This window comes from Aeromonas sp. SER, from assembly GCF_038739615.1.
GTDB lineage: Bacteria > Pseudomonadota > Gammaproteobacteria > Enterobacterales > Aeromonadaceae > Aeromonas > Aeromonas jandaei.
This window is the reverse complement of sequence record NZ_JBCGFC010000016.1, coordinates 1-12868: the sequence shown is the minus strand read 5'-3', so window position 1 is coordinate 12868 and position 12868 is coordinate 1. Positions and strand designations below refer to the sequence as shown.

Sequence of the window (12868 nt, the reverse complement as noted above, 5' to 3'; positions counted from 1 at the left end):
CGGTATGAGCAGTAACAACCCGGAACAGTGGCGCAGCAAGCTGAGCGCCGAGCAGTTTCATGTCTGCTGGGAGAAGGGCACCGAGCGCCCCTACAGCGGCGCCCTGCTCCACAATCGCAAGAGTGGCGACTACCTCTGCGTCTGCTGCAAGAGCGTGCTGTTCCACTCGGATGCGAAGTTTGACTCCGGCTGCGGCTGGCCCTCGTTCGACCGCGCCATCGAGGGAACCGTGACCTACACCGAGGACAACAGCCACGGCATGAAGCGGGTGGAGATCACCTGCAGCCAGTGCGGCTCCCACCTCGGGCACGTCTTCCCCGACGGGCCGACCGATACCGGCCAGCGCTACTGCGTCAACAGCCTGAGCCTCGACTTCGAGCCGGACGCCTGAGCCCGACCAAAATAAAAAACGGCGCCTCCCTATGGAGGCGCCGTTTTTTTATCTGCCTGACAGGATCGGAGGGGCTCTCTTTCAGCGGCGATCCCCGCCCCCGGAGCCTGCCGTACCGCCAAGCCGACACTATAAATTTAATTTATGGATTTTGGCTGCATGACCCAATTTTGCCTTATACCAAGCCAGTCATAGCCTCCCTCGCCTTTCGCAGCATGTCGGCAGCCGCCACAGACCAGCGCCCGATCCGCTATGAGCGATTAACAGCAAAACGCCAAGCGGCATCCCCTGACAACGCAGCAGGGAACATCCCTGTCACGCCTGCAACAGGGCCGCCATCACCAGCAACCCTGCGATGGCCGGCACCGGCAGCTTCACCACCCGCAGCAGATAAAAGCCGATAACGGCCAGCGCCAGATCGGTGGGTGCCAGCACGGCGCTCTGCCACACCGGCTGGTAGAGCGCGGCCAGCAAGAGCCCCACCACGGCCGCATTGATGCCGGCGACGGCCCCCGCCAGACGGGGCCGCGCCAGCCACTGCTGCCAACAGGGGCCCACCGCCCAGAGCAGCAGAAAGCCGGGCGCAAAGAGCGCCAGCGTCGCCGACAGGGCCCCGAGCAGCGGCATCCCGGGCAACAGCTGGGCGCCAAGGTAGGTGGCAAGGGTAAACATGGGGCCCGGCACCAGCTGGGCCAGACTGTAGCCGGTCAGGAACTGCTGCTCGCTGAGGGTGTGGCCCACGCTCTCGGCCAGCAGCGGCAGCACCACGTGGCCACCGCCAAAGACCAGCGCGCCCGCCCGATAGAAGTCGGCCACCAGCTGGCCGAGGGGGCCACCGAGCAGCGGCAGGCCAACAAAGAGGGCGGCAAAGAGCAGCAGAAGCAGCCAGTTTGGTTGGCTGGTGGTGGCAGCTTGTGACTCGGCGGCCCCTTGTCTCCCCTCCCCGCGCTGGAAGCGGGCCGAGAGCAGCGCGGCGAGCGCCAGCATCCCCAGCTGGGTCAGCAGGCCGGGCTGCCACCAGAGCGCGGCGGCGGTCGCCACCATGATCCCCTGAGCCAAGCGGTTGCTGCAGAACTGGCGACTCATGGCGAGCACGGCATCGGCCACCACGATCAGCGCCAGCAGCTTGAGGCCGTGCTGGGCGCTCGCCAGCCAGAGGTTGCTGCCCACCAGCGCTACCCCGAGGGCAGCCGCCAGCAGCAGGATAAAAGAGGGAAGGGTGAAGCCGACAAAGGCGGCCAGCGCCCCGCCAAAACCGGCACGGTGGCGGCCGATGGCAAAGCCAAGCTGACTGGAGACTGGCCCCGGCAGCAGCTGGCAGAGCGCCAGCAGGCGGGCAAATTCGCCCTGCTCCAGCCAGCCCAGGCGCTGGACAAAGGTGCGCTGGAAATACCCGATATGGGCGGCCGGGCCGCCAAAACTGACGCATCCCAGCCACAAAAACCGCCAAAAGACCTCGCCCACGCTGCTGCTCCCGTCCCTTTCACGCCGATGGAGGGGAGATAATATGACAGCGCGATGATCTTTTTATGACAATCAGGCTGATCCGGCCGACACCATGGCCACATCACCCGGCAGATAGCAGCGTCCCGCCAGCCAGCAGGCGATCGACTGGCGGCTGGCATCGAAGTGGGGCTCGGGCAGCGCGCGCGGATCGCACCAGACCCACCCCTCGCACTTCTCCGGCTCCAGCAACTGCGGCTCGCCCTCGACCCGGGCGTGCAGGGTCACCGAGATATAGTGCAGGCCGCTCTCGCGCCAAGTCTCCAGATTGTTGGTCACCGCCACCACCTCGGGCGCGCTGATCGCCAGCCCCGTCTCCTCGGCCACTTCGCGGATCGCCGCCGATTCGAAGCTCTCACCCAATTCGAGATGACCGCCCGGGATGGACCAGTAGGGGGCGTGGCTCCCCTTGCGCTTGCCAAGCAGCACCAACCCGTCGCGGTTGGTCAGGATGACGCCGACACCGACGCGGGGATAGGGGGTGGACATGAGCAAGCCTCCTCGATGGCGCAATGAAAACGGCCTACCTTAGGCCGGATAAACGGGCAGGACAAGCCTGCCGGAGGCGCTGCACGCCATCAACCGCAAAAACGGCCCGCAGAGAGATACGCCAGTAACGACCGCCACCACGGAGCAAGCCGCCAGAGAGTGTGATCTCTGCGCCATAAAATGACGAAAGTGGTACCGGATATCGATTTTTTAGCGATCCCGGTTCCACTTTGCGGTTTTGTTCATAGAGCGCTCAGTTTTCTCTTCCCATACTGGCCCCACAGTTCCAAAAGAGGAGAGACAAGATGGAGTCATCATTGGTCGGGCTCTCCATTCTGTGGGGGCTAGCCAGTTTTGGTGTTCAGGGGGATTTCATCGAGAGCCGTGATTCCGTTGCGCCATCCTGGCAAACCGGATCCAGAGTGGAGATGGAAGGTTATCTGATTGAATCGCTTGGCGAAAATCGCTGGCTATTCGACAACGGCAGCGAGAGTCTGCAGGTCTCCCTGCCCGACGGGGCTTGGGTGCCCGCAGGGGAACGGCTGCGGGTGAGCGGGGCACCGCAACAGGATCAGAGCGGCTGGCTGCTGCAGGTGGAGCAGGTCCGCGAAGTGGCCGTCTGACCGGCAACCGGTTAAACAAAGAGGAGGCATTGGCCTCCTCTTTTGCTTTTGGTCGCCCCGCCGTTAGCCGAGGTGGTTGAGCGGCAGCGCCGTCTTGTGCTTGATGCGGCGCAGCACGAAGCTGGAGCGCACCCCGGTCACCCCCGGAATATGAGTCAGCTTGTCCAGCAGGAAGTGCTGGTAGTGCTCCATGTCGCGCACCACTACCTTGAGCTGGTAGTCGGCATCGTTGCCGGTGATGAGGTCACACTCGAGCACTTCGGGCAGCTCGCTGATGGCACGGTCGAAGTTTTCGAACCGCTCCGGCGTGTGGCGGTCCATGGAGATATGAATGTAGGCGGTGAGGGTGAGACCAAGCTGGCGGGCATTGAGCAGGGTGACGTGGGTGTCGATGAGACCGGCATCCTCCAGCGCCTTGACCCGACGGGAGCAGGGTGACGGCGAGAGCCCCACCAGCTCGGCCAGTTCGAGATTGCTGATGCGGCCATTCTCCTGCATCAGCTCCAGAATGTGTCTGTCTATGCGATCCAGTTTCAGCATTACCCCTTCCTCGTTGCAATGACTAATCCACTTTTCCTAGGTTAAGGGTGAACTATTGCAAAAACAACCGAAATAAGTGGCTACTTTGCAACCACTCACTGGCACGGGAGGGATACTATGGTTACATCTTCCGGTGGCAAGACAGATACCTGACCGGGTCTCTGTGGCGAAGGACCTTACCGGGTCAAGAGCCCCATCAGCCGTCTCACCTTATCGGGCAACGACGGGCTGGAACGAGAGCATCCACTCCCCCGAAGGCAACAAAGCAGGCATCCCGGCGCCTGCTTTGTTGTTTTTGGAGGGTTGCCAACGGCACCATCAGAGCGCGGTCGGCGTGATGCGATAGAGGCAGCGGTGCGCGCCATCCAGCAGATACTGCTCCCGCTCCACCGTCGCCGGTGCCAGCAGCTGGCGAAACAGCGCCAGCTCGCTGCGACAAAAACCGCGGCAGCTGCGCGCCGCTGTACAGATGGGGCAGTGACTCTCCCACAGCAGCCAGCTGCCATCCTCCTCACGGCGGATCTCCGCCATGTAGCCTTCGCGGCTGCGCAGCTCCCTGAGCGCCTCCAGCCGACCGGACAACCCCATGCTGCCCAGCGTCTGCTGATAACGCGCCAGCATCTGCTGCTCCCGCTGCAGGATCAGCCGCTCCATCCCCTCCTCGCCAAACAGCTCGCGCACATTGTCGATCAGCTGCACGGTCAGGTCGCTATGGGTATCGGGGAAGCGCTGCCAGGCCTGCTCGGTGAGCTGCCACAGCCGCACGGGACGACCGCGTCCGCGCGCCTCGTCGCTGAATGTGACCCACCCCTCCTGCTCCAGTGCGAGCAGGTGCTGGCGGGCGCCCATGGAGGTCATCTGCAACTGCTCCCCCAGCGCGGCGGCGCTCTGCGGGCCATGGCTCTTGAGCAGAAACAGGATCTTGTCGGTGCTTGCGTTCATGACCCCATTATGGGGAGCCCCCTCTATTAAATCAACAATTCACTTTACTTAATGCCGATTATCACCCAGCATAAATAAACCAATTACTTTACTTAATGGGTGCAACATGACGAAACAACAGCCCAAAAACCCTCTCTGGGTGCTGGTGATGACGGTCACGCTGGCGGTCGCCGGCTTCAGCCTCCCCTCCCCGGTATTGGCCCCCTTGCTGCTGGATCCGGCACAGGGGATGCTGACACCGGAAGCCTCCGACTGGAGCCGCAAGGTGTGGCTGGGGGTCATCATGGGGCTCTATCCCCTGTTCCAGCTGGTGGGCAGCCCCTGGCTCGGGCGGCTCTCCGACCGCTACGGCCGCAAGCCACTGCTGCTGCTCTCGCTGGCTGGCGTGCTGACCGGCTATGCCCTGATGGCGCTTGGCATCGCCTGGCGCTCCCTCCCCCTGCTGCTGCTCAGCCGGGTGGTGGAGGGGCTGTGCAACGGCAACATCGCCATCGTGCAGGCGATGGCGGCGGATCTCGCCGGCAAGGAGCACAAGGCGCGCAGCTTCGCCTGGATCAATATCGGCATGAATCTGGGCTGGGTGGTGGGGCCGGTGATCGGGGGCTACGCCGCGGTGATCTCGGGGGATTACAGTCTGGCGGCTTGGCTGGCCGTCGCGATGACCCTGCTCAACCTGCTGCTGGTGCTCTGGCTGGTGCCCCATCGCCCGCCGGTGGCAGCCGCCCGGCAGGCACCGACCCTCTCCAGCCGCCAGCTGTTGCTGCAACCGGCCCTGCTCCCCTACTTCGCCCTCACTCTGGTCAGCTATGGCGCGGTGCAGCTCTACTTCACCTACTTCAATATCTGGCTGGTGGAGCGGCTGGCCTGGGATCCGGCCCAGCTGGCGCAGGCGGCGGTGCTGGTGAGCCTGCCGATGATGGCGGGCTCCTGGCTCGGCTCCCGCATCGCCCGCCACTGGCGCGGCAGCTCTCTCGGCATCGTCGGCCATCTGGTGATGGCGACCGGCATGCTGCTCTTTATCCTGCCGAGCCACTGGTGGGGACTGGCGCTCACCTTCATTCCGGCCGGCATCGGCATGAGTCTGGGGGAGCTGGCCACCTCGGTGGCGGTCTCCAACCGCAGCCATGCCGAGCAGCAGGGACAGGCGATGGGGCTCTACCGCGCCCTCGCGGTGGGCAGCGAGATCCTGGCGGTCGTGCTCGGTAGTCTGGTACTGCTGGCAGGGAGCGAGTGGCCCTTCTACCTCGCCACCCTCTGCGCCCTTGCCAGCGCCGCCGGTTTCTATCTGCTGCGCCAGCGTGCCGACCGCCGCCAGCAGTTGGCCAGCTGCGCCTGAGCCGGCAAAAGATCACAGTTCGGCGCTCCGCCATGCGGCAAGACTTGCATCGGGGCGCCGGGTCTGGGACGGTAAGGCTCTTGCTGGTTTGTTCGATGCTGGAGGAGTTATGAGTGAGTACAAGGCCATCGCCCTCGATATGGATGGCACCCTGCTAACCCGGGATCACAAGATCTCGTCGGCCACCCGGGCGGCACTGGCGCAGGCCCGCGCCCACGGCATCAAGGTGCTGCTGGTCACCGGGCGCCACTTCATGACGGCGCGCCCCTTTCACCACGAGCTGGCGCTCGATACTCCCATCATCTGCAGCAACGGCGCTTGCCTCTACGACCCGACGACAGACCGCATTCTGACTGGCGATCCGCTGGCAAGCGCGCCGCTCAACGCCCTGCTGGCACAAGTCGAGGCGCAGCAGATGGGCGCCCTGTTCCACCTGAGCGAGGGGATCGGCTACATCGGCTGCGAGGAGCATGTCACCCGCATCCGCCACTGGTCGGCCAATCAGCCGGACCACCTCAAGATCGCCATCCATCCGGTCGAGGAGCTGGCAGGCTGGCTCGACAACCCGGTCTGGAAGCTGGAGCTGTTCAATCAGGATCCGGCACGCCTGCACCGCTTTATGGACGAAGAGCGCGACCTCATCCCCTTCACCCGCGACTGGGCTGCCCCCTACGCGGTGGAGCTGGTACAGCCCGGCTGCAGCAAGGGCAACCGGCTGGCCCAGTGGGCCGCCAGCGAGGGCATTGCGATGGAGCAGGTGGTGGCGTTTGGTGACAACAACAACGACATCAGCATGTTCGAGCAGGTGGGGCTGGCGGTAGCGATGGGCAATGCGGCGCCGCAGATCCAGCACCATGCCGACCAGGTCACCGCCGATCACAACGAGGATGGCATCGCGCTGGCGCTGCAGCGCTGGGTTCTGCCCTGAGCGGACAGGATGCAAGATGGCCAGCCGCAATGGCTGGCCACAAGAGATGGCTTAGTTGCCGAAGGAGAACTGGATCACCCGATCCGGATAGCGCAGCCGGTCATATTCACGGCGCAGGGATTCATAGTGGCGAATGGCGCGATTGCGCTTGGCGCGGTAGTAGTCGCGCTGCTCGCTGTTGGTCTCGTTGCGGATGCTGCGCTCGAGATCGTCGATATCCCGCTCGGTGCGCTCCAGCTCGTCGCTGATCTCCCGCAGCCGGGTCGCCAGCTTGTACTCTTCATAGCCGCGCTGGTACTGCTTGAGGAAGCTGGCGTCATTGGGACAGACACCGCGATACTCCTGCCCCTCCTTGCCCTTGCTGTAGGCCAGCTCGGGAATGCAGTAGAGCTCCAGCCCCTTGTCGTAACCCCGTTTCCACTCCGCCTCGTCCACCTTGAGGCCATACTCGCCGCAGGTGGAGACGTAGTCCCGCGCCTGATTGCGGGTCTTGCCCTGCTCACCATCCTGATAGCCAAGGTTGTACCAGCTCATGGTGCGGCACTCATCTTCCGACAGGGAGCTGCATCCGGCCAGCAGCAGTGGCAGGGTGAGCAACAGGATCTTCGAGGACATGGACAGACTCCGGAAAAGACAGTGGCTGGCATTCTAGTGAGGATGGGCAGGCAGGACAAGGGAGCCACTCTCGCCACTATCCGCCTCTTTTATCTGATGTTTTTATCACTATCAGGCAGGGGACGGCCACTGGAGGCTGCGTTGCTTTCCTTGTTACGGCTTGCAGGGTAAACTGCGCCATCTTTTAACTGGCGCGCAACAAAAACAATGCAAGTCCTGACCGTCGATTACCGCTCACCCGATGCGGCCCAACGCTTCACCGAATCCCTGCGTACCACCGGCTTTGGTGTGTTGACCAACCACCCCATCCCGAAAGAGCTGGTGCAATCCATCTACGACAACTGGTATCGCTTCTTCATGAGCGAGCAGAAACAGGATTTTCTGTTCAACCGCGAAACCCAGGATGGCTACTTCCCGCCATCGGTGTCCGAGGTGGCCAAGGGCCATAGCCAGAAAGACATCAAGGAGTACTTCCACATCTACCCCTGGGGCCAGATGCCGGCAGAGCTGAAAGAGCAGGCGATGGAGTACTATCGTCTGGCCAACGGTCTGGCCGCCGAGCTGCTGGGCTGGGTTGAGCAGCATACCCCGGCCGATATCGCCGCCAACTACAGCTGCCCCCTCTCCTCGATGATCGACGATAGCCAGAAGACTCTGCTGCGGGTGCTGCACTATCCGCCGTTCAACGGCACCGAGGAGCCGGGTGCCATCCGCGCCGCCGCCCACGAGGATATCAACCTGCTCACCATTCTCCCCGCCGCCAACGAGCCCGGTCTGCAGGTGAAGGGTTCCGACGGCGAGTGGATGGATGTGCCGTGCGACTTTGGCACCCTCATCATCAACATCGGTGACATGCTGCAGGAGGCCTCCCGCGGCTACTACCCCTCCACCACCCACCGCGTCATCAACCCGACCGGCGGCAGCGCCAGCAAGTCACGCATCTCCCTGCCACTGTTCCTCCATCCGCGGCCCGAGGTGGTGCTCTCAGAGCGTCATACCGCCCACAGCTACCTGATGGAGCGGCTGCGCGAGCTGGGCGTCATCTGACCAGCCCTGCCAGTCTGGCATCAATCCAAAACCGGAGCAAAAATGCTCCGGTTTTTATTTGTTGGCACAATCGCGCAAATAAGCGAATTTTATTAGGCAATCGTGCCAATAAATCGTATTTAAGGCTGGCAAGCTGCGTAGTGATTGCGGACCCCTTTCCGTAATATGAGCGCCATTCTGGCCCAGCCATGGGCCCTCGATTGGAGTTCAAATGATGCAGTCCCAATGGTCCTCCCGCCTCGGCTATATTCTCGCTGCCGCCGGCTCCGCCGTCGGTATCGGCGCAATCTGGAAGTTTCCCTACGTCACTGCCGTCAACGGCGGTGGTGCCTTTTTGCTGGTCTTTCTGCTGTTCAGCTTCACCCTGGGGGTTGCGGTGCTGATGGGCGAGACCCTGCTTGGCAGCATGAGCCGTCGCGGCGTTGCGGGTGCGTTTGGCGAGCTGCTCGGCAAGCGCTGGAGCTGGGTCGGCGTCATGGGGGTGCTGAGCACCCTGCTGATCTTCTGCTTCTACAGTGTGGTGGGCGGCTGGACCCTGGGTTATACCGGCATGGCAGCTGCCGGCCAGCTCAATCATGGGGATGCGGCGGCCCTCACCGCCCGCTTCAATGACTATGTCAGCGGCGACGTCTGGCCCATTCTCACTCATCTGCTGTTTGCCGCCCTCACTTGGATGGTGGTGCAGGGCGGGATCCAGAAAGGGGTGGAACGCACCCTGCGCTGGATGATGCCGGCCCTGTTCGTGATGATCCTGATGCTGGTCGCCTTTGGCCTCACCCTGCCCAACGCCATGGCGGGGGTACGCCACTTCCTGATGCCCGACTTCAGCAAGCTGGGGATGTCCGGCGTGCTCGACGCCATGGGACTGGCCTTCTTCTCCCTCTCCATCGGTCTGGGCATTCATACCACCTACGGCGCCTACCTGCCCTCCAGTGAAGGGGTTGGTCGCTCCAGCCTCTGGGTGGTGCTGCTGGCCAGCATGGTGGCGGTACTGGCAGGCTTGATGATCTTCCCGGTGCTGGCATCGACCGGTATCGACCCTGCTGCGGGCCCGGGCCTCACCTTCATGACCATGCCGGCGGTATTCCAGCTGTTGCCCTTCGGTCAGGGTCTGGCGGTGATCTTCTTCTCCCTGCTGGTCTTTGCCGCGCTCTCCTCCGCCATTTCGCTGCTGGAGCACCTGCAGTGCTTCCTGTGCGAAACCTGGGGCTGGTCGCGTCGCAACGCCTGCAGCGCCATCACCCTGTTCGTCATGGTGTGCGGTATTCCGGTCAGCCTGTCGTTTGGCCCGCTGCAACATGTCACCCTGTTTGGCAAAACTATCTTCGAGCTGCTCGACTTCATCACCTCCAACCTGATGATGCCGCTGTTCGGCCTGATGCTGACGCTGCTGCTGGGCTGGAAACTGGGGCGTAGGGCGCTGCCGCAAGGGCTCTCTGCCCACTGGCATCACCTGCTGATGAACTGCTGGCGCTGGATTGCACCCTTGCTGATCGGCGGGATCCTGGTTCGCGGTCTTATCTGAGGATCAATGATGATGGGTGGGCTCACCGGCCCGCCCCTCTATGGCTCTCACCTTGTCCAGGGCTCGTTGCCAACGGACTATCTCACCATCGTCAGTGGCTCTGGAGAAGGCGATGTAGAGGCCAGCCTCATGGAGCAGCACGCCACTGCTGGCCACGCTGTGACGGGATAACCCCATCTTGTCGAGGGTGGCATCCATGACTCTCTCCGCCATCGGCAAGGCATCTATCTTGCCCAGCATCAACCGCTCGATGGCCTCTGTCACCGTCTTGTAGCGCACCAGATTGGTGTAGCCCTCGTGGGTCAGCCGCACATCATCCGCATTGCCAAGCACCACCCCGACTCTCGGCAGTTGACGCAGCTGGGCCAGTTCGGTCAGTGGCCGAGGACTGCCCGGCGCCTGATAGATAAAGACCCGGTTGATAAAAAGCGGGCCCACCCATTTGAACTGCGCCTCCCGCTCCGGGATCCGCTGCACCACAAAGAGCGCGTAACCCGGCTCGACCTGAGTCAACGCCAGCGCGCGCTTGAGCGGATAGAGCCGGACGGGATAGTCACTACCCAGCTCATGCTGAACCTGCTGCACCAGTCGAATGGCCAGACCGTCGAGCTTGCCGTCGCGGGACTCGGTAAAGGGGGGCAGATCATGACTTAGCAGCGTTAATCCCGGCTGAGTCGACAAGCTCAGACTCAACAACAGCCAGGGCAAAACCATCCATCTCATACGACATCCTGTCTCATGTTTGGCACCTGCCGGGCCAGCTGATGACCGCAAGTTCCACAAGAAGCTAGCTGGATTATCGCCCAGTAACGGGTGAAAGGGGATAAAAGATAGGGCATGCCAGCCCCGCCTCTGCGGTGAACCATGAAGACAGCCCATCGCCATCAAAAAAATTTTATTTTATGTGTCAATTTTTCTTTCCATGGTTTAGGCTGTTCCCTCATTCACTATTCAGGCTGTCACCCATGTCTGCCATCCTCGTGCTGTTTGGTCGATTTTTTATCTCGCAAGAGAGGTGACCTTGCACGCACAGTTTTCTGAATGTTCATTGCAAAGGTCGCCTCGGGCGGCCTTTTTGTTGTCTGTCGTTTATTGCTACAGAGGAGTATTGCTTCGATGACGTGTTACCCGGAGGTTGTATGAGCCAGGTTCAGTGGTCTTCCCGTCTTGGTCATGTGTTGGCCGCAGCAGGTACAGCGATTGGCCTTGGTGCCATCTGGAAGTTTCCCTATGTGACCGCCACCAATGGCGGTGGCGCCTTCCTGCTGGTGTTTCTGCTGTTCAGCTTCACCCTGGGTGTGGCGGTACAGGTCGGCGAAACCCTGCTCGGCAGCCATAGCCAGCGCGGGGTGCTCGGCGCCTTCCGCAAGCTGGTGGGGCCGAACTGGCGCTGGATGGGGTATATGGGGATCGCATGCGGCTTCTTTATCTACAGCTTCTACAGCGTGGTGGGCGGCTGGACCGTGGGTTACGCCGCGCTGGCGATGGCTGGCAAGCTCAACCTGAGCGAAGGAAGCGCCCTCACCGCCCTGTTCAACGGCTATGTCAGCAACCCCTGGTGGCCGGTGCTGACCCATCTGATCTTTGCCGGGCTAACCTGGTGGTTCGTGCAGGGTGGCATTCAGAAAGGGGTGGAGCGGGCGCTGCGCTGGATGATGCCGGCGCTGTTCATCATGATGTTGCTGCTGGTGGGGGTTGGCCTCTCCATGCCCGGCTCCATGGCGGGTGTGCGCCGGCTGCTGCTGCCGGACTTCTCCATGCTGACCGGCCAGAGCGTGCTGGATGCGCTGGGGCTGGCCTTCTTCTCCCTCTCCATCGGGCTCGGGGTACATACCACCTATGGCGCCTACCTGCCCAATAGCGACGGCGTAGTGCGCTCCGGCGTCTGGGTCGTTACCCTGGCCAGCCTGATCTCGGTACTGGCGGGGCTGATGATCTTCCCGGCGCTGGCCTCCACCGGCATCGACCCCACTGCCGGGCCCGGGCTCACTTTTATGACCATGCCCGCCGTCTTCAGCCATCTGCCGTTCGGTCAGGGGCTCGGCGTCGTCTTCTTCCTGCTGCTGCTGGTTGCCGCTCTCTCCTCCTCCATCTCCATGCTGGAGCATCTGGTGCGCTTCACCACCGAGGAGTGGGGTTGGTCGCGTCGTGGCGCCTGCCGGGTATTGACCCTGCTCATCATGGCTTCCGGCATTCCGGTCAGCCTGTCGTTCGGCCCCTGGAGCGATCTGACCCTGTTTGGCAAGACCATCTTCGAGCTGCTCGACTACCTCACCTCCAACCTGATGATGCCGCTGTTTGGCCTGGTACTGACCCTGCTGCTGGGCTGGCGACTGGGTGATGCCATTCTGCCTGCAAGCCTGTCACCCGCCTTGCGCCTTGCGCTGCTCTGGTGCTGGCGCGTGGTGGCGCCTCTGCTGATCAGCGGGATCCTGATCCGCGGGATCATGTAACGTCGATCATCGCGATGAGGGCAGGCTCTGGCCTGCCCTTTTTCTTGCCGCTATCCAGAGGCAGCAGTCAGGTGCAGCAATAAGATGAGCAGGCATCAGCAGACCCAGAGCGGGAGTGGAAAAGGGCGCTTGGATAAGACGGGACAGGTTAAGAGATCGAGCAATAGAAAATGCTGATCACTGAATTTCAGGCAGAAAAAATCCCCATCTGAGTGGGGATTTTTTCTGCAACCGCAGCTGATATCTCAGCCTCGCTTGCGAATATGGTGGTCGTTACTGGGATCGAACCAGTGACCCCCTCCTTGTAAGGGAGGTGCTCTCCCAGCTGAGCTAAACGACCTGGGATTCTTGAAATGATGGTGGGTCGTGCTGGATTCGAACCAGCGACCAATTGATTAAAAGTCAACTGCTCTACCGACTGAGCTAACGACCCATCTAAATCATTTTTTTACAAACTGGTGGTCGTTACTGGGATC

General features: G+C 62.1%; 13 protein-coding genes and 2 tRNA genes. 7 read left to right on the top strand and 8 right to left on the bottom strand.

Features of this window, described 5'->3' with window-relative positions; translation table 11 throughout:
• Positions 1-4 precede the first annotated feature (4 nt).
• The gene (gene msrB / locus AAHA41_RS19310; protein ID WP_033113220.1) at positions 5-391 is read left to right on the top strand and encodes a peptide-methionine (R)-S-oxide reductase MsrB; all 387 of its coding nucleotides are present in this window, start codon (positions 5-7) and stop codon (positions 389-391) included.
• A 315-nt stretch (positions 392-706) separates the two neighbouring features.
• Here msrB and chrA read toward each other — a convergent pair whose 3' ends face one another.
• Both chrA and AAHA41_RS19300 read right to left on the bottom strand, forming a co-directional pair.
• Positions 707-1855: a chromate efflux transporter gene (gene chrA / locus AAHA41_RS19305; protein WP_323070807.1), complete on the bottom strand. Its 1149-nt coding sequence runs from the start codon at positions 1853-1855 to the stop codon at positions 707-709.
• 72 nt (positions 1856-1927) lie between these two features.
• Positions 1928-2383 carry an NUDIX hydrolase gene (locus AAHA41_RS19300; RefSeq protein WP_323070806.1) on the bottom strand — a complete coding sequence of 152 codons (456 nt, stop codon included), beginning with the start codon at positions 2381-2383 and terminating at the stop codon, positions 1928-1930.
• Positions 2384-2688: 305 nt separating this feature from the next.
• Here AAHA41_RS19300 and AAHA41_RS19295 point away from each other — a divergent pair, with 305 nt between their 5' ends.
• A complete protein-coding gene (locus tag AAHA41_RS19295) occupies positions 2689-3006 on the top strand; it encodes a hypothetical protein (RefSeq protein WP_041210257.1) in 318 nt (105 codons plus the stop codon).
• Positions 3007-3069: 63 nt separating this feature from the next.
• On the opposite strand, the gene AAHA41_RS19290 is transcribed toward AAHA41_RS19295, so the two are convergent.
• Together AAHA41_RS19290 and AAHA41_RS19285 are read right to left on the bottom strand one after the other, a co-directional pair.
• Positions 3070-3546, bottom strand: a complete 477-nt coding sequence (locus AAHA41_RS19290) for an Lrp/AsnC family transcriptional regulator (protein WP_005304871.1) — start codon at positions 3544-3546, stop codon at positions 3070-3072.
• A gap of 318 nt (positions 3547-3864) precedes the next feature.
• Positions 3865-4488 (bottom strand): metalloregulator ArsR/SmtB family transcription factor, encoded by a 624-nt coding sequence (locus AAHA41_RS19285; RefSeq protein ID WP_323070805.1) that lies wholly within the window; start codon positions 4486-4488, stop codon positions 3865-3867.
• Between the two features lie 106 nt (positions 4489-4594).
• On the opposite strand from AAHA41_RS19285, the gene AAHA41_RS19280 reads away from it, so the two are divergent.
• Both AAHA41_RS19280 and AAHA41_RS19275 read left to right on the top strand, forming a co-directional pair.
• Positions 4595-5824 carry an MFS transporter gene (locus AAHA41_RS19280; RefSeq protein ID WP_323070804.1) on the top strand — a complete coding sequence of 410 codons (1230 nt, stop codon included), beginning with the start codon at positions 4595-4597 and terminating at the stop codon, positions 5822-5824.
• Between the two features lie 109 nt (positions 5825-5933).
• Entirely contained in the window at positions 5934-6752 is an 819-nt protein-coding gene (locus AAHA41_RS19275) for a Cof-type HAD-IIB family hydrolase (RefSeq protein ID WP_156853589.1), read from the top strand.
• A gap of 51 nt (positions 6753-6803) precedes the next feature.
• Here the strand turns inward: AAHA41_RS19275 and AAHA41_RS19270 are convergent, their stop codons facing one another.
• Positions 6804-7367: a DUF2799 domain-containing protein gene (locus tag AAHA41_RS19270; protein ID WP_033113966.1), complete on the bottom strand. Its 564-nt coding sequence runs from the start codon at positions 7365-7367 to the stop codon at positions 6804-6806.
• 207 nt (positions 7368-7574) lie between these two features.
• Here AAHA41_RS19270 and AAHA41_RS19265 point away from each other — a divergent pair, with 207 nt between their 5' ends.
• Positions 7575-8414, top strand: a complete 840-nt coding sequence (locus AAHA41_RS19265; protein WP_323070803.1) for a 2OG-Fe(II) oxygenase family protein — start codon at positions 7575-7577, stop codon at positions 8412-8414.
• A gap of 211 nt (positions 8415-8625) precedes the next feature.
• Positions 8626-9939, top strand: a complete 1314-nt coding sequence (locus AAHA41_RS19260) for a sodium-dependent transporter (protein ID WP_219271720.1) — start codon at positions 8626-8628, stop codon at positions 9937-9939.
• A gap of 3 nt (positions 9940-9942) precedes the next feature.
• Here AAHA41_RS19260 and AAHA41_RS19255 read toward each other — a convergent pair whose 3' ends face one another.
• Positions 9943-10662 carry a transporter substrate-binding domain-containing protein gene (locus tag AAHA41_RS19255; protein WP_323070802.1) on the bottom strand — a complete coding sequence of 240 codons (720 nt, stop codon included), beginning with the start codon at positions 10660-10662 and terminating at the stop codon, positions 9943-9945.
• A 416-nt stretch (positions 10663-11078) separates the two neighbouring features.
• Between AAHA41_RS19255 and AAHA41_RS19250 the strand changes: the two genes are divergently transcribed.
• Positions 11079-12392, top strand: coding sequence for a sodium-dependent transporter (locus AAHA41_RS19250; RefSeq protein WP_323070801.1), 1314 nt, complete (start codon positions 11079-11081; stop codon positions 12390-12392).
• Positions 12393-12656: 264 nt separating this feature from the next.
• Here AAHA41_RS19250 and AAHA41_RS19245 read toward each other — a convergent pair.
• A tRNA-Val gene (locus tag AAHA41_RS19245) sits at positions 12657-12732 on the bottom strand.
• A gap of 17 nt (positions 12733-12749) precedes the next feature.
• Positions 12750-12825: transfer RNA gene (locus tag AAHA41_RS19240), tRNA-Lys, on the bottom strand.
• Between the last annotated feature and the right edge of the window lie 43 nt (positions 12826-12868).